This is a genomic window from Alkalicoccobacillus murimartini (genome assembly GCF_030813245.1).
GTDB lineage: Bacteria > Bacillota > Bacilli > Bacillales > Bacillaceae_D > Alkalicoccobacillus > Alkalicoccobacillus murimartini.
On record NZ_JAUSUA010000005.1, the window covers coordinates 91,916 to 108,542 of the forward strand.

A 16,627-nucleotide genomic window follows, 5' to 3' on the forward strand; every position below is an offset into this window, starting at 1 on the left:
TCTCACCTCCTTAATCTCTTAGCTTTCTGCCAGTCAAATGAAGAAAGACATCTTCAAGGGTTGGTGGCTTTGCTTGAATGCCTATCAACTTAACTTTTGCTTCCGTTGCCATCTCAATAACCTCATCAAACATATCTGCTTGATTGGTGACGATTGTATACGTGGGTTGTTCTGCTACCACTGACGATATATTTGGATGACTACGTAGTGTTTGTTCAAGATGTTGGCTCATTTCATTAACATGAATTTCTATCGTTTCCTCTGATCGAAGAATTCCCTTTACCTCATCCTTTGTACCGGCTGCAATCATAGAGCCTCGATCCATGATGTAGACTCGATCACAAACATACTCTACTTCCTCCATGTAATGACTCGTGTACAAAACCGTCATTTGCTCTTCCTTTTGAAGACGACGGACCATCTTTAAAATAAAATTGCGAGATTGCGGATCTATACCAACTGTTGGTTCATCCATAATTAAGATCTCAGGTCGATGAATAAGTGCAATCGCAATGTTTAGCCTTCTTTTCATCCCTCCAGAAAACGTTTTTACTTTATCCTTTTTTCGTTCCTCTAACCCTACCTCTATTAACAGCTCATTCACTCTTTGCTTTAATTGTTTGGTTGGAATGGCATACATCTTTCCGAAGAATAACAAATTATCCTCTGCTGTTAGTTGAGGAAAAACAGCCAAATCCTGAGGCACAAGTCCAATTGCCTCCCTAAGCTTTTTTGGGTGCTTAATCATGCTCTCACCAAGAAAAAGAACATTTCCCTCTGTCGGTTTAATAAGCGTTGATATCATGGAGATTGCTGTAGATTTACCCGCTCCATTTGGCCCTAGTAAACCAACAGACTCACCTTTTTCTAAATACAGACTTACTCCCTTTACTGCCTCTAGTTGCTTAAACCGTTTTGACAAGCTAACTACTTCAAGCATGTAACCGCCTCCTCATCTCTTTCTCTAGTGTACGTTAGATCTTGTTCCCTGCGTATTCCTAAAAGTCATAAAAACATGCGTTAGTGTTATGACTTAAGTCATAACAAAAAAGCACAAGCGTCATCTTTAGTGATGACGCTTGTGCTTATCGACTTAAACCAAATGATGACGTATAGCAAAAATCGCTAGCTGAGTTCGATCTCTCGCATCCAGCTTCGTTAATAACTGACTGACATAATTTTTAACGGTACCTACGGTTAGATAGAGAGTTTCTGAAATTTCTTGATTGCTTTTGCCTTCTCCAATTAATTTTAGGATCGACACCTCTCGCTCCGTTAAATCAATCGAAATTTCACTTTCTCCTTTCATTTTGAGTAGTTTTGGCACCACAGAAGCAGCTACCTGTTCATCGAGACTCATTCCACCGCGAAGGGCACTATGTATGGAGTTAATAAGCTTTTCGCTATCTGCGTCCTTAAGCAGATAACCGACCGCACCTAGCTTTAACGCCTCTAATGCATACTCATCATCAGAGAATGTAGTCAGAATAAGAATACGCGCATTTGTGTCCCACTCTCTTATTTTTTTAGTTGCCTCTAGTCCTGTCATGACGGGCATTCGGATATCCATGAGTACTAGATCAACCGGATGCTGTTTATACGCTTGTACAGCTTCCTCCCCGTTGGTTGCCTCAAACAGTACGTCTAAATTTGAATCTGATTCAATCATCATTTTTAATCCTTGTCGAACAAGTACTTGATCTTCTACTAAAAGGATCGATGCCATTTAACTACCTCCAATCTCCCTTTTTATAAGAGGGAATACACCTTCAATCACAAATTGATCACCACGTACCCCTGAACTAAATCTCCCATCTAAGGAGATAAACCGAGTGCGAAGATTACGTAACCCAAATCCCTCACCTTGACTCGATTGGTGTATTCGATTCGACATCTTCATTACATAACTATGTTCACCTAAAATTTCAAGTGTAACCTCAACTTCTCTTGAGGACGCGTGCCGCATGGCATTCGTTAAACCCTCTTGAATAAATCGATAGACTGCTACACTCTGCTCATCATTTAAAACAACGGACATGGCACCAGGTTTTGTGACCATTTGAATTCGGACATGACTCTCAGCTTCTAATTTACGAATGAGCTGAATAACCGCTTCAAGTCCCTTTATTGAATCTTTCTGCAGGGCTTTAACCGACTCACGCATTTCCTTCAGACTGTTCCGCGCGAGGTCTTTCGTTTGTTTAATCAATTTCTGCTGTTCAGGCATAGATTCCAACTGCATTTCGATTACTTGAAGCTGCATCATTAATGCAGTTAACTGATGGCCTACAGAATCATGAAGATCACGTGCGATTCGATTTCTTTCTTTTGCAGCTGTGTTTAATTCCTGTTCCCTAAGTTGACGGTTTAATGTTCGATATTCGATAAGGTATGTTTGCTTTTCCTGTATGTATTCCTCATTCTGTACTGTTAATTTTTTTATAGATAAGAGAGCAAATAATAATAAGATATAGTGCGAAATCATTAAAATCGAAAAAGAAATCGTTTCAATAAAATAAAACGAGTGAAGGGTCAGGAACAATCCTAGAAGATACAATGGAATATTATACGATTTCTTGTCTTCAAAACTAACAGCGATTGCGAGAATACTATAGATGAAATAAGGTGTGACCATTCCATCCGATAAAACAATAAAATGGAAGAAGCTGTAGATAAAAGCAAGTATACTATAGAACATAGAGACAGATTGCCACAAAGGTCTACTGCTAGCCATTCCAGCAAATATGCCCATTCCAAACCAAAATTCATAGGACTGAATGAGTTCTGGTTGCTCAATACTGCTAAAAATAAAAGAAACAGCGATTGCAACAAAAATAAACTTCATTTTATCACCTTTCCGCGACTCTTTTTTGAAAGTAAATCGTCTATTAAAGTAGAGAGGAGGAAATTATGGACGACAACGAACTTGTTACACGTATTTTAGAAGGGGATCAATTAGCTGTAAACACTTTACATGAACGGTATGCTAAGAAATTATTTAATTACATTTATTCTCAAACCAATCATTATCATGACTCTGAAGAACTCATTCAGGACATCTTTTTCAAGGCAGCTTCAAACCTGTCTCACTTTAAAAAGAAATCTTCATTTAAAACATGGATCTTCAAAATCGCACGAAACGCCATTATTGATTATTACAAAAGTGCTTATATCAGAAATCACTTTATCGAGTATCAATCACATAATGATGGTAATCACGAGGGCGCCGATGCAACAGCCATCAGACATGAGCAGGTTGAATTCATTCATCATGCGATAAATAAGTTACCTTTATCTTATCGTACTGTCTTATATCTTCGCTACATCGAAGATTTTACCTTAAAAGAAACAGCATCCGTTATGGGAAAAACAATTTATTCGATTAAGGCATTACAAAAACGTGCACAAAAAATGTTGAAGGACGATATTGGAGTGGAGGTGCAGGAACATGTACAAGAAATCATCTAAACAAGAGTATGTAGAGATGTCTAATCGTACATACCATAAAAGTCTTCATGCATTTAGAGAAGGGTTGGAGGAATCTAACCAAAGAAAAAAACAGCCGTACTTATTAGCAAGCTTTTCATTGGCAGGAGCAGGTTTGGCAGCTGCTATTCTTTTCTTCTCATTCGTAGATTCGCCTACACCTACTGGGCAGTTAGATGCCCCGCTTATCATAAACGAAGAGAATGAGGATAAATACCAATTGCCTGAAGCTCTTAAAGACATTGAAGTCGATTCAGAGATAGCTAATAAATTAATCCCAAGAGGTCCATATGTTTTTTCGCCTATACAGCCTGAATTTATGCATAACGAGGAGTTTTGGATCACGCTTAATCCTGATTGGAAAATTAATGAGGAGTCCATTGAAGGAGGTACAAAAACAACTCTTTCAGGTCTAGAGTCGGAAGAGCTGACGTTTCTATTATTTGATGAAAGTAGCTCAGAGAATCTCATTAAGCGTGAGATCGATCAGTTGCTTTTGAAGCATACATATACTTCTGTAACTCAATTACCAACAGATGATGTTCATAGGTATGTGGTTAATGCTCGGTTAATTTTATCACACGATCGTGTTGGATTTTCTTTTAACGACCAATCATTCTTTTATTCTCTTAAAGATGAGAATACGAATCGATTCTATGATTTATTCTCTTCAGAACTCTATGGTAAAAGGATCGTCTTATTTGCAGATTTCCCATTAGATGAACCGGATAAATGGGCTCAGTCATATTATTTTATGTCGAACATTTTCCCAGAAGAATCACCTTATGTCTTAGATATAAGTGAAGATGTATCAGAAAATGGTCGTCCGTTAACGAAAGAAGTTGTGACAAGTATAGATTTTGATGACTACCAGCAAAAAACCGTTACTCTATATGAAAATAACGAATTAAACTTTTCTACCTATATACCTCAAAATGCGGACATCAATCGTATTGAACAAGAAGGATTTACAGAGTGGAGGATTTCAGAAGATCCAACTGACAACAGCTTTTATTCATTTGGTAAGTTAGATACAGATTTTGACCCTACACTTTCTCAAGATATTTTAGTAGATACATACGGTATAGACGCAGACTCTATAGACGTGAATAATAAAGAATTAATTACGTTTTATCCAAAAGAATATAATGAAGATGAACCAACTGATCAAACCACTGGGTATTTTAGTCTCTATCGATTAAATGATTCTTGGTATTTCATTTATAGTCAAATTGATCCCAACTCAAAACAAGAAATAGGTGTAATTGGTGCAAAGGAAATGCCTCAATATTTCATCGACGAACTAGAGTGGGAATAATCTATACTAAGAGAGTTGTCAGTCACTCAATCTCTTACAAATAAGCTTAAACCAGCGTAGGATATACATGGAGACTCCAATGGGAGCAAAGGCTAGGGTGAGACTGCGCAGTGCGTAAGCAAAAGGTGGCTCACCAGCCACCCATGGAAAGCGGAGTGTATGTCCGGAGCGGTAGCCCAACTCTCTAATGTTCAAATGACAAAAACCCAAAATCATAATGATTTTGGGTTTTAAGGTAACTATATCCGTTCTATCTCAGCCTCTTTCCATTTATCTGTCCCTGGATATGGACAGCCTTTATACGAAAGCTTTGCTCTGAATCCAACAAAGCATCCGCAATGTTTGCAGGTGGTATTACTAACCAAGGACGGACACGCCTCACATAATGTGAGACGTCCCCTGTAATACTCATCACTAACTACATCCGTCTCGAAGGCTAGTTGTTCATCAATTAGGGTTTGGACTGATGTCTTTCTCCAATCCTCTTCTAATAAGCATCCCTTACAAGCCATTTCGACAGCTCCTTAGTGTAGTTTAATAACGGCAACAGACATTGGAGGAATGGTGACTGAGAGTTTATCTTTTGTCAGGTTTATACCGTCAAGACTTGTTGGTTTTAACACCTCGGGATTTTCAAAGGTATTGTGCTCGTTCATTGAATCTGCCGTTAGGATTGTACCTGTTGCATGAGCTGCAGCTTTTTCCCATCCTCGTAACTCAAATTCAAATTCAGCTGCTTCTTCTAATCCATAATGACAAATGGATAGATGTACTTCACCTGCTTGATTTTTGGACGCACTCAGATGCAGATGTTTGTTGTCTGTGTTCTCTTGGACATGGATCGCCGTTGCATCCTTGTGAACCTTATACATATCAAATACATGATACGTTGGCGTCAGTAGCATTTGATCGCCTTCTGTTAATACCATGGCCTGCAAGACATTCACCGTTTGCGCAATGTTTGCCATCTGTACGCGATCTGAATGGTTATGAAAAATATTTAGTGTGACACCTGCTACCAGTGCATCACGGATCGTATTCTGTTGGTATAAAAATCCTGGGTTTGTTCCAGGCTCCACATCAAACCACGTTCCCCACTCATCTACTATGAGACCAACCTTTTTCTCAGGATCGTATTTATCCATAATTGTACTATGCTTTGTGACCAATTCATCCATGTACAAAGCACGTTCGATTGTCGTATACCATTCGTCTTCGGTGAATCTAGTGGCAGATCCTTTCTCTTGCCAGCTCGGACCAGGAATCGTGTAATGATGTAAAGTGAGCGCATCCATAAAAGGAGTGGCCTCTCTCATTAACACCTCTGTCCAATGGTAATTGTCACCATTAGGTCCACATGCTATTTTGTAGATTTTATTTTCTCCATAATTACGGACGTATGTTTGGAATTGGCGATAAAGGTCCGCATAATATTCGGGGCGCATATTACCACCACAACCCCAATTTTCATTACCTACTCCAAAATAAGTAAGTGACCATGACTGATCTTGTCCGTTTTCACGTCGTAAACCAGCCATTGGTGACTCACCATCAAATGTAATATATTCAACCCATTCCTGCATCTCTTGAACGGTTCCACTCCCCACATTTCCGTTCACATAAGGCTCTGCACCAATTAATTCGCATAGTAGAAAGAACTCATGTGTACCGAAGTGATTATTTTCAACCACTCCACCCCAGTGTGTATTTACCATACGTTTGCGACCTTCTCTTGGTCCAATTCCATCCTTCCAATGATATTCATCAGCAAAGCAGCCTCCTGGCCAGCGCAGGACAGGAATCTCTAAATCTTTTAGTGCCTGTAGCACATCGTTTCGAATTCCTTTTGTATTGGGAATATCAGAGTCCTCCCCAACCCAAATCCCTTCATAGATACATCTTCCTAAATGCTCTGCAAAATGTCCGTGAATATTTCGGTTAATTTGTGCTTTCTCTCCATCAAATTGAACGATAGCTTTGTGTCTCATATTTTCACTTCCTCCTAGCGACAATTTTTATAAGCGCTTTCATTTATACTCTCATCTTATACGGACAAGTATAATTCGTCTACCTTTTTCTATTTATTTGAGCGGGCAAATCATTTCATTCACACCGCTCAACATTTGCCCCCCTTCTAACTCAATCGATGTTTAGATGACTGAGTTAGAACTAAGGTTAAGCCTAGCTTATCCGTGATGGTCACATAATGCATCAACGTTAATAAAACAGCCCCAACATTCATGCCAATAATGATTCCATCCATTTGTAAGGTTGGTAGTGACCCCAGAGTAAACATTAGCAAAAAAGATACCCCTGTAGACCACACCGAATGCATAAATGCCTCTCGTACTAAACCAATTCCAATCAAATAGGCTTGCATTGGAATCGCAAAATAATGAAAGAGAAAGTATGGAACAAGCATGGTCAGATAACCTGAAGCCGGAGAATGCTCAAAGAATAAGTCCGTTAGTGGTTCTGCCAGGAAATAAAAGATCATCACAACCGGCAAGCTGTAGGCAAGTGTCACTCCCATCGCTTGCCTTAACAGCTTAGCTAGAGAGCTCATATCTCCTTTTGAGTAGCCAGAAGACACAAGCGGCACCATCACCGTCAAAAGAGAGTGTGCGATAAAGGCTGGAAAAAAACCAATGGTAAACGCTACGCCTGCAAGTTTCCCGTATTGGATTAATGCCATGCCTTCCATCAAACCTGCTTTTGATAGGGCCGTTGTAATGAGAAACGGTTTGATGGCAAAGGTTATGGCGTGAAAGACCCGTAATCCTGTAGTTGGTAATGATACTGCTAACAACGATTGGTACACTTCTTGATTCTCAATTGGTTTTTGTTCATCTCTTCGTAAACGATTAACTTGTAAGACAAAGGCAGTTCCCATATAAAATAAAACAAGAATCTCACTTAAGACTACGGTACCTAATGCAACAAAAATAGCTGTTTGACTTTGAAATTGAAATAATTGAAACACACCATACAGAAACCCTAACTGCGCTCCTCGTTTAAGCAAATTAATAACCGCAATCTTTTTAGTGTGCTGCGCCCCTACAAAATACCCACGAGCTACCGAGGAAAAGGTGACAACCGGAACCAAAAGGATGAGGAGCCATTTGACAAAAGGGTGATACTGGTTCAAAACAGGTAGGTTTGGAAGTACAATAAAAGCAACGGTTATACATGTAACGGCCACTACGATGGCTAGCTTTAAAGCACCCTTCAACAAGCTTATATGCTCCGAGCTTGCTCGCTCTGCAATCATCTTTGAAACAGATACTTGTAACTCAAGGCTCGATAAGACCACAACAAATACTAACGTAGGCAAAATAGCCATGTATAGTCCAAAATTGTGTTCACCTAACTCATTAGCAAGAACAACATTAATAAGAAATTCCAAAGACTCTCCTGCAAGAGCCGCCGTACTTAATAAAAGGGCTCCACGAAAAAAAGGGTTCATGCTCACGTCCACTCCTTTATACATCTCTCATACTACATATATGAGAGATGTCCATTAAATATGGGTACAACCCATAAATAAAGAAGTGATCGTTTTGCATAAACCCAAAACAGTGACTCTATTCTTATTCCCACAAAGGCTTTCTAGAAGTGGTTATAGCATGAGCTCCTGCGTCTAACGCGTTTTTAATATCTTGTTCATTTTCAATCAAACCACCAGCAATCACAGAGATACCTGTTGCCTTTTGTACCTTTGAGATCAGTTCAGGAACAACTCCAGGTAAGACCTCAATCAAATCAGGTTCAACTTTTTCGGCTAATTTATAGCTTGTTTCTAATGCAATCGTATCAAGTAGGAACAAACGCTGAACGGCAATTAACCCATTCTTCTTCGCCGTTTTTAGTACCTCTGCTCTTGTGGAGATTAATCCTGCTGGACGAAGGTTTTGACACAAAAATTCTGCTGCATACTTGTCGCTCTTTAGTCCTTGTATCATGTCTGCATGTAGCAGGAGTTTCTTGTTATGTTCTTTCGCATATTTTGCAACCCCTACAAGCTGAGAGATATGAAGATCAAGCATCACAATGTACGTGTAATCACTTTCCAGAACCTTTTCAAAATCCTTCATCTTTTTTATAGCAGGTAGAATTTTCTGTCCTTCAAACATATAACAACCGTTCTCCTCTTTGCTTTTAAAAAGCGATTAACTATTGAACGGTATGCTTAAAGGAAACCGCATCAATTTGTTGATCTAACTCTTTAGTGAAGCGACTTTTTTGTTCAGGGCTCCAGCCAAGGCGATCGTTCATCTCATTGATCACTAGCTCCTTATATTTTAGTACTTTATCAATATGGAAGTAAAGGTAACCGGTACGGCGAACAAAAAAGTCAAGTGGTGTTGCTGTCATTTCATTCTCAAGTGCATAATCAAGTGTCGCCTGCAAGTAAGGTGGAAGTGCCTTATCTTTTGCTGATTCTAGATGAGAGAATACTTGATGGATATTCGATCCATATCGATGAACAAGTTCTACTGCCTCGTCCTCCGACAACCCACGCTCGCGTCCTTCAGCAACATATTTTTTGACAAAGGTTTCAAATTGATCGGATCCACCTACATCTCCACCTGATAGAAGCATCTTCTCCGTTTTACACTCAGGGTAGTTTCCTGGAAGCTCTGCAACCATCATTTTTACAACGCTGTCAGCCATTTTCCGGTAACCAGTCAGTTTTCCTCCAGCAATCGTGAATAGGCCACTATCTGAACGGAAGATTTCATCTTTTCGTGAGATATCTGAAGGATCTTTCCCTTCTTCATGAATTAGTGGACGTAAACCAGACCAACTAGATTCAACATCCTCTGCACTAAGATCTAATTCAGGGAACATTCCATTTGCCGCGTTTAAGATATAGTCCACGTCTTCTTTTGTTACCCCTGGATCAGCCTGATCGCCTTTGTAGTTTGTATCGGTTGTCCCAATATATGTTTTGCCTTCACGTGGAATAGCAAACATCATCCGTCCATCTTTAAACGGTGTATCGAAATACAGCGCACTACGAAGTGGGAAACGTTCGCCGCTCACAACTAAGTGAACACCTTTTGTCAGATGAATCGTTTTGCCTTTTTTCGAGTTATCTTTTTCACGTAATAGATCAACCCAAGGTCCAGTAGCATTCACAATTTTCTTCGCATAGATGTCTTGCTTTTCCCCGGTTAATAGGTCTGTTACCTGTACACCAACCACTTTTTTATCCTTATAAAGGAATGTGTCAGCTTTTACATAGTTAGAAGCTAGCAATCCATGCTCCTCCGCTTTTTTCATCACTTCAATCGTTAATCTAGCATCGTCTGTACGGTACTCAACATACACACCGGCACCTTTTAATCCTTCTTTATTCAATAAAGGCTCTTTCGAAATTGCGTTCTCAGACTTAAGCATATTTCTACGTTCATTTCTCTTAACTCCTGCAAGGAAATCATACACTTTTAAACCAAGAGATGTAGTCAGGTAGTTAAACGTTCCGCCTTTATAAAAAGGTAGCATCATCCAAAGTGGCGTTGTTACGTGCGGCGCATTCTCATAGACTATCGCACGTTCTTTCCCCACATCTGCTACTAATTTAATCTCAAACTGTTTAAGGTACCTTAACCCACCATGAATTAATTTTGTTGATCGGCTAGACGTTCCTGCCGCAAAGTCCTGCATTTCAATTAATCCTGTTTTAAGTCCACGTGAAGATGCATCCAATCCAATCCCTGCACCGGTGATACCTCCACCAATTATTAATACATCTAGTTCATTGCTTCCCATTTCCTGTACATTTTTTGTCCGTTGTTCGTATGAGAATCCCATTCTTTCCACCCCTACTATCATTCGTATCCGATAAAATGACAAAAGGAGACCACAGCAAATCCTTAGTCCTATCTCTAGGAACATTGGAATGCTGTGGCCTCCTCATCATCTCAGACCGTTATTAACTTATCTTTAGTATAGTCCAAATGTACGATTCCGTAAAGCGATTTGCCTAAGGGAATCATTCCATATGAAGATGAGGCTACTCACAGTCCTGATGTCCAACGTTACTTGATGTTTGGTTTAAACCCCATGGTTGCTTCTACTGCCTGTTTCCATCCATCATATAGTGCTTCTCTCTGCTCTTCGTCCATAGATGCTTCATAAGATTTTTCTACTTGCCAATTTTTCGCGATCTCTTCTTTGCTTTCCCAGAAGCCTGTTGCGAGTCCAGCAAGGTAAGCTGCTCCAAGAGCCGTTGTTTCGTTAATCACCGGACGTTCTACCGGAATATTTAATAAATCACTTTGGAACTGCATGAGGAAATCATTTTTCACGGCTCCTCCGTCTGCTCGAAGTTTTTTCACTTCAATACCTGAATCAGCTACCATAGCTCTCATAACATCACGAGTTTGATAAGCAAGTGATTCCAGCGTTGCACGGACAAAATGTTCTTTTGTCGTTCCGCGAGTTAAGCCGAAAATCGCTCCACGCGCCTCGCTATCCCAATAAGGTGCTCCAAGTCCTACAAATGCAGGGACCATATACACTCCATCTGTGCTTGAAACCCTCTCAGCATACTTTTCACTACTTTTCGCATCATTAAACATGCGTAAGCCATCTCGCAACCATTGAATAGCTGATCCGGCAACAAAAATACTTCCTTCAAGCGCATACTCTACTTTTCCATCTATTCCCCAGGCAATCGTTGTCAGAAGTCCATTATCAGACTTCACAGCTTTTTCGCCTGTTTGCATTAGCATAAAGCATCCTGTGCCATACGTGTTTTTAACCATTCCAGGCTCATAACAAGCTTGACCAAACAGTGCTGCATGCTGATCCCCTGCAACTCCGGCAATAGGTACAGCTTCACCAAAGAAGTGATAACCAACTGTTTCACCATACACTTCAGATGAAGAACGAACTTCCGGAAGCATGCTATGTGGAATATCTAGAATTTCTAATAGCTCGTCATCCCACTTTAAATCATAAATGTTATACATCATTGTACGCGATGCATTTGTATAGTCTGTGATGTGTTTCTTTCCACCTGTCAGCTTCCAAATCAACCACGTATCAATTGTTCCGAACAACAACTCGCCTTTCTCCGCTCTCTCACGTGCACCTTCTACGTTGTCGAGAAGCCATTTGACCTTTGTCCCTGAGAAGTACGCGTCTATTAGTAAACCTGATTTATTTCTAATGACATCATTATGGCCTGCAGCTCGAAGCTCTTGGCAAATTCCATCTGTTTGGCGTGATTGCCATACAAGTGCGTGATAGATTGGTTTACTTGTTTCTTTATCCCAGACAACCGTTGTTTCGCGTTGGTTGGTTATTCCAATAGAAGCGATCTCTTTTGCGGTAGCACCGGATTCAGATAAAACACCAGCAATAACAGCTAGAACTGACCCCCAAATTTCATTGGCATCATGCTCTACCCAGCCTGGCTTTGGAAAGTACTGTGTAAATTCTCGTTGAGCAGAATGCACAATCTCCCCTTTTTTATTAAATAGAATAGCTCGTGTACTAGTTGTCCCCTGATCCAATGATAAAATGTATTTTTTCTCCATGATTAATTCCCCCTTAATGGTTTTGTAAAACGAAGCTTACTGATTTAATGTTTTTGATTGATTTGATTTGGCAATTGAAAAAGTGGTTGAGATCACAACAAGCGCTAGAATCGCAACTACACCTACAATTACACCAATGATTGAACTTTCTAGAAAAACAAATTGATAGAATACTGCACCGATAACCCCACCAAGAAGTGGTCCAATAATCGGTACCCACGAATAACTCCAGTTTGATGACCCTTTTCCATGAATCGGAAGTAGAAAATGTGCAATTCGAGGTCCTAGATCACGTGCTGGGTTAATTGCATACCCAGTAGCTCCTCCTAAAGAAAAGCCAATAGCAGTAATTAGTAACCCAACGATAAATGGATTTAATCCATCAGTAAATTGATTTGCCCCTATAGCTAAAAGTCCAAAAATTAATACAGCGGTTCCAATAGCTTCACTAATGACATTTGAAGGATAATGCGGGATAGCCGGATCCGTAGCAAACACACCAAGCTTAAGCCCTTTGTCCTTTGTTTCTTTCCAATGTGGTAAATAATTCAAATACACAACACATGCTCCTAGAAATGCTCCAAGAAGTTGACCTGCTATATATGCTGGAGCCATGCTCCATGGAAACTCACCAATTGCTGCAAAAGAAATGGTTACAGCAGGATTTAAGTGTCCATCACTTACTGTTCCTGATACATAAACACCCATTGTAACAGCTAAACCCCAAGCGACTGAGATCGCAATCCAACCCGATCCCTCAGCTTTTGATTTTTTTAATAGATGACCAGCTACTACACCGCCACCAATAATAATTAATACCATCGTTCCAATCATTTCAGCCAAAAACTCTGCTAACATTCCATACTCCCCCTTGAATATAACTTACCCTAATACGTTTACTTTGTAACACAAAAAAAGAGCAGCTTTCTATCCCATAGTCATTTTCACTACGGAATAAAAAGCTGCTCTCATAGGCTCATCAGCTTGGCTATATAAACTTAGGTCTAATATAACGCATTCATGTTATATTGTAAACCCTTTCTTTTAGGAAGCATCATATCCTTCTGGAAGCATAATCCTCACCGTTGTTCCTACATCAGGCTTACTTGTGTACACGACGCTTCCATTCATTTTTTCGATTAAACGGATAGAGACCATCGTGCCAAGCCCGGTTCCTTTTTCTTTTGTTGAATAATAAACCGTTCCAATTTTATCAAGTTGCTCTTTGTTCATCCCTTTTCCTGTATCAGAAATAAGAATTTCAACCATTCTGTTCTTCGAATGAATACTGACCTCTACACTTCCATCAGGAGAGGCAGCTTCAATTGCATTTTTGATAAAATTTATAAGAGCCTGCTTAAATTTTGAACGATTTGTCTCAATATATACCTCTTGCTCAATCTCTGGATCTTTTAAAACCACGCCTTCTCTACACGCATAAGGATTAAGCAAAGTAATGATGTGCGATACGCATTCTTTCACAGGTATAACCGAACTCTCACCCAACTGTGGTTTAGCTAAATTTAAATACTCATGAATAATGTTCTCCGCACGATTTAATTCACTCAATATCAAATGGTAGTATTCAGATTTAACGTTAGCCTGATCCTCTTTCATTAACTGAAGAAATCCTTTGACAACAGTTAACGGGTTACGAACTTCATGGGCAATCGATGCTGACAGCTCACTAATTGATTGTTGCTTTACAGCATAAATAAGCTCTTCCTGCATTCGTTCTCTTTTCAGAAGCATCTCATATAACAAAGAAGCTACAATGACAGACAGCATAAATAATACAAAGTAGATTACATATGAATAAATTAATTCGAGTATCTCCGTATTTAAAATTCCGTCTACTATAGTTTTTGAAATGACTAATACAAGTTGCAAAAGAACAGGAAAAGACATACTGACCATGATCAGCTTTAAACGGTTATTCTTATATTTATTTTCCTTAACAAAACGAACGACAAAATAGAAAAATAATGGATTAACAACAAGGCCTATGATGCCATACAACACCATATCTCCACCTACATAGATACGCACAATCAACGTTATTAAACTTACAATGAGACCTGCTGTTCGGCTGCCGTAGATAAAAGCAATCAAGATCGGAACAAACCTCAGGTCCCAGAGAACACCATAATCATTAAAGGGAAACAGGACACAAAGCATTGCTGATATAGACATAAAGATCATCAGCACTCTACTATTCCTTTTTTCAGGTTTCCCTTCATATAAAACGAGAAATATGATAATTGGTGATAACACAATAAGAACATGTAATAACAGCTTTTCAATGATCATGTTGTTGGCTCTCCCTACACTTAGTAAACAGAAACAATTATCCTATTCCCTATGCATTCGACAGAGATGACAAAATCCCTGTTTTTGTCTAATAAAAGAGAAATAGGAATGCATTTGTTTAGTTAAAGCCTAGCCTGTCTGTTGCTCATGCTTCTGATGAAGCCCATAATAGAATCCTTTTATGCCCATTAGCTCATGATGACTTCCACTCTCTGTGATTTGCCCATCCTGTAAAACAAAGATTCGATCTGCCTGTTCAATCGTATTCAGTCGATGAGCAATCATAAAGCTTGTGCGTCCTTCCATTAGACGTTGAAGTGCTTCTTGGATGCGCATTTCAGTAATGGTATCAATACTTGACGTTGCTTCATCCAATATCAGAATAGCTGGATCTGCCAGGATCGCCCTAGCAATAGAAAGAAGCTGCTTTTGCCCCTGACTAATTCCTCCACCATCTTGTTTTAATAACGTATCATATCCCTCAGACATTCTACTAATAAAATCATGGGCATTTGCCCGATTAGCTGCTTCCTCTACTTCTTCATCGGTCGCTTCTAAACGTCCATATCGAATATTCTCACGGATGCTCCCTTGAAAAAGAAAGGAATCTTGGAGCACAAATCCCATTTGAGAACGTAAGCTTTCCTTTTGGACTGTTGTTGTATCTTGACCATCAATAATAATTCGTCCTTCATTTGATTCATAAAAATAGGAGAGAAGATTAATAATGGTTGTTTTTCCCGCACCGGTTGGACCTACAAAAGCAACCGTCTCACCTGCCTTCACATCAAAGGAAATGTTCTTCAGAATCGGTTCGTCATCATATGAAAAGCTAACTTGATCAAATTGGACATCGCCTTTAATTTGTTTCATAGGTTTAGCCCCTTCGTGATCCGTATCCAGTGGCTCATCAATGACTTCAAATACTCTCTCTGCACCAGCAATCGCAGAAAGTAGTGTATTAAATTGGTTCGCAAGATCATTTAATGGACGAGTGAATTGTCTTGAATACTCAGCAAAGATAACAATTGTACCTACAGTCACACCTGCTTGTGGATTCAACGCAAGTAGTCCACCCACCCCGGCAATGACAGCGAAGCTTGCGTTATTTAACACATTCATTAATTTTGGAATAAATCCAGAATACGTTTGTGCCCAAAACCCAGCTGTACGTAATTTTTGATTCTTCTCTTCAAACTCAGCAATAATAGGTTCTTCTCTTGAGAACGTTTTGACCATAGCTTGACCTGCAATCGTTTCCTCGATATATCCATTTAAATCACCTAAGTGACGTTGTTGTTCTTTAAAAAACACAGACGTTCTTTTTGTAATCCACTTCATTCCAAACAACATAAGTGGGATCACCATTAACGTCACCACGGTTAGAAGTGGACTTAACCAAAGCATAACAGCAAGAATTCCGATAAATGTAATGATACTCGAAAGCAGTTGAATGATAGAGCTATTTAACGTATTACTCACATTCTCCATATCATTTGTCATCCGACTCATTAATTCCCCATGCTGCCTTTTATCGAAATAAGATAGAGGCAGCTGTTGAATATGCAAGAATAGTGTGGTTCTCATTTCTTGAACGGTCTGTTGAGAAATACCGATCATCCAATAGTTTTGTAACCATGTCGCTACGGATAAGAGTATGTATATACCCCCTAACACAACCAAAAGCGATGGCAACCCTTCAAGATTCTGAGCAATAAAATAATCATCAATAGCCATTCCTACAAGGAAAGGACCAAGCAAACTTAGAACAGAACTTAAGATGACCATTGTGATAACTAAAAACAGCTTAAAACGATAGATAGAAAGAAATGCCCAAATTCTGAGAAGCGTCCCTTTCCAGTCCTTCGCTTTTTTCCCTTTCCCTTTCGATTGTCCTTCTTTTTGAGCTTGATTGATGTCTATTTTCTGATACCTAAAAGGCTCTTTAAGTTGGGAAGACATG

The 16,627-nt window shown here is 39.4% G+C and carries 14 protein-coding genes; 2 read left to right on the forward strand and 12 right to left on the reverse strand.

Features of this window, described 5'->3' with window-relative positions; genetic code table 11:
* Window positions 1-10 precede the first annotated feature (10 nt).
* The 3 genes from J2S05_RS15425 to J2S05_RS15435 form a co-directional block, all read right to left on the reverse strand.
* A complete protein-coding gene (locus tag J2S05_RS15425; protein WP_306984352.1) occupies window positions 11-940 on the reverse strand; it encodes an ABC transporter ATP-binding protein in 930 nt (309 codons plus the stop codon).
* A 153-nt stretch (window positions 941-1,093) separates the two neighbouring features.
* Window positions 1,094-1,726 (reverse strand): response regulator, encoded by a 633-nt coding sequence (locus tag J2S05_RS15430; RefSeq protein ID WP_306984354.1) that lies wholly within the window; start codon window positions 1,724-1,726, stop codon window positions 1,094-1,096.
* Entirely contained in the window at window positions 1,727-2,845 is a 1,119-nt protein-coding gene (locus J2S05_RS15435; RefSeq protein ID WP_306984356.1) for a sensor histidine kinase, read from the reverse strand.
* Window positions 2,846-2,910: 65 nt separating this feature from the next.
* Here J2S05_RS15435 and J2S05_RS15440 point away from each other — a divergent pair, with 65 nt between their 5' ends.
* Both J2S05_RS15440 and J2S05_RS15445 read left to right on the forward strand, forming a co-directional pair.
* Window positions 2,911-3,468, forward strand: a complete 558-nt coding sequence (locus J2S05_RS15440) for an RNA polymerase sigma factor (RefSeq protein ID WP_306984357.1) — start codon at window positions 2,911-2,913, stop codon at window positions 3,466-3,468.
* The gene (locus J2S05_RS15445) at window positions 3,449-4,804 is read left to right on the forward strand and encodes a hypothetical protein (protein ID WP_306984359.1); all 1,356 of its coding nucleotides are present in this window, start codon (window positions 3,449-3,451) and stop codon (window positions 4,802-4,804) included. Before J2S05_RS15440 ends, J2S05_RS15445 begins: the two co-directional genes overlap by 20 nt.
* Window positions 4,805-5,043: 239 nt before the next feature.
* On the opposite strand, the gene J2S05_RS15450 is transcribed toward J2S05_RS15445, so the two are convergent.
* The 9 genes from J2S05_RS15450 to J2S05_RS15490 all read right to left on the reverse strand — a co-directional run bounded on the left by J2S05_RS15450 (window position 5,044) and on the right by J2S05_RS15490 (window position 16,626).
* Complete coding sequence (locus J2S05_RS15450; RefSeq protein WP_306984361.1) at window positions 5,044-5,316, reverse strand: DUF6171 family protein; 273 nt, start codon at window positions 5,314-5,316, stop codon at window positions 5,044-5,046.
* A gap of 12 nt (window positions 5,317-5,328) precedes the next feature.
* Window positions 5,329-6,792 carry an alpha-N-arabinofuranosidase gene (locus J2S05_RS15455; RefSeq protein ID WP_306984363.1) on the reverse strand — a complete coding sequence of 488 codons (1,464 nt, stop codon included), beginning with the start codon at window positions 6,790-6,792 and terminating at the stop codon, window positions 5,329-5,331.
* 146 nt (window positions 6,793-6,938) lie between these two features.
* The gene (locus tag J2S05_RS15460; RefSeq protein ID WP_306984365.1) at window positions 6,939-8,270 is read right to left on the reverse strand and encodes an oligosaccharide flippase family protein; all 1,332 of its coding nucleotides are present in this window, start codon (window positions 8,268-8,270) and stop codon (window positions 6,939-6,941) included.
* Window positions 8,271-8,394: 124 nt separating this feature from the next.
* The gene (locus J2S05_RS15465; protein WP_306984366.1) at window positions 8,395-8,937 is read right to left on the reverse strand and encodes a glycerol-3-phosphate responsive antiterminator; all 543 of its coding nucleotides are present in this window, start codon (window positions 8,935-8,937) and stop codon (window positions 8,395-8,397) included.
* Window positions 8,938-8,977: 40 nt separating this feature from the next.
* Complete coding sequence (locus tag J2S05_RS15470; protein WP_306984368.1) at window positions 8,978-10,621, reverse strand: glycerol-3-phosphate dehydrogenase/oxidase; 1,644 nt, start codon at window positions 10,619-10,621, stop codon at window positions 8,978-8,980.
* A gap of 227 nt (window positions 10,622-10,848) precedes the next feature.
* Window positions 10,849-12,354, reverse strand: a complete 1,506-nt coding sequence (gene glpK / locus J2S05_RS15475; protein ID WP_306984370.1) for a glycerol kinase GlpK — start codon at window positions 12,352-12,354, stop codon at window positions 10,849-10,851.
* Between the two features lie 36 nt (window positions 12,355-12,390).
* The gene (locus J2S05_RS15480; RefSeq protein WP_306984371.1) at window positions 12,391-13,212 is read right to left on the reverse strand and encodes an MIP/aquaporin family protein; all 822 of its coding nucleotides are present in this window, start codon (window positions 13,210-13,212) and stop codon (window positions 12,391-12,393) included.
* A gap of 186 nt (window positions 13,213-13,398) precedes the next feature.
* Window positions 13,399-14,664, reverse strand: coding sequence for an ATP-binding protein (locus J2S05_RS15485; protein WP_306984373.1), 1,266 nt, complete (start codon window positions 14,662-14,664; stop codon window positions 13,399-13,401).
* Between the two features lie 129 nt (window positions 14,665-14,793).
* Window positions 14,794-16,626, reverse strand: a complete 1,833-nt coding sequence (locus tag J2S05_RS15490; protein ID WP_306984374.1) for an ABC transporter ATP-binding protein — start codon at window positions 16,624-16,626, stop codon at window positions 14,794-14,796.
* Window position 16,627 lies beyond the last annotated feature (1 nt).

Coding starts and splice junctions, on each gene's coding strand:
- J2S05_RS15440 (WP_306984357.1), top strand. CDS start 2,911: ATGGACGACAACGAACTTGTTACACGTATTTTAGAAGGGGATCAATTA.
- J2S05_RS15435 (WP_306984356.1), bottom strand. CDS start 2,845: ATGAAGTTTATTTTTGTTGCAATCGCTGTTTCTTTTATTTTTAGCAGT.
- J2S05_RS15490 (WP_306984374.1), bottom strand. CDS start 16,626: ATGTCTTCCCAACTTAAAGAGCCTTTTAGGTATCAGAAAATAGACATC.
- J2S05_RS15430 (WP_306984354.1), bottom strand. CDS start 1,726: ATGGCATCGATCCTTTTAGTAGAAGATCAAGTACTTGTTCGACAAGGA.
- glpK (WP_306984370.1), bottom strand. CDS start 12,354: ATGGAGAAAAAATACATTTTATCATTGGATCAGGGGACAACTAGTACA.
- J2S05_RS15480 (WP_306984371.1), bottom strand. CDS start 13,212: ATGTTAGCAGAGTTTTTGGCTGAAATGATTGGAACGATGGTATTAATT.
- J2S05_RS15425 (WP_306984352.1), bottom strand. CDS start 940: ATGCTTGAAGTAGTTAGCTTGTCAAAACGGTTTAAGCAACTAGAGGCA.
- J2S05_RS15460 (WP_306984365.1), bottom strand. CDS start 8,270: ATGAACCCTTTTTTTCGTGGAGCCCTTTTATTAAGTACGGCGGCTCTT.
- J2S05_RS15445 (WP_306984359.1), top strand. CDS start 3,449: ATGTACAAGAAATCATCTAAACAAGAGTATGTAGAGATGTCTAATCGT.
- J2S05_RS15455 (WP_306984363.1), bottom strand. CDS start 6,792: ATGAGACACAAAGCTATCGTTCAATTTGATGGAGAGAAAGCACAAATT.
- J2S05_RS15450 (WP_306984361.1), bottom strand. CDS start 5,316: ATGGCTTGTAAGGGATGCTTATTAGAAGAGGATTGGAGAAAGACATCA.
- J2S05_RS15470 (WP_306984368.1), bottom strand. CDS start 10,621: ATGGGATTCTCATACGAACAACGGACAAAAAATGTACAGGAAATGGGA.
- J2S05_RS15485 (WP_306984373.1), bottom strand. CDS start 14,664: ATGATCATTGAAAAGCTGTTATTACATGTTCTTATTGTGTTATCACCA.
- J2S05_RS15465 (WP_306984366.1), bottom strand. CDS start 8,937: ATGTTTGAAGGACAGAAAATTCTACCTGCTATAAAAAAGATGAAGGAT.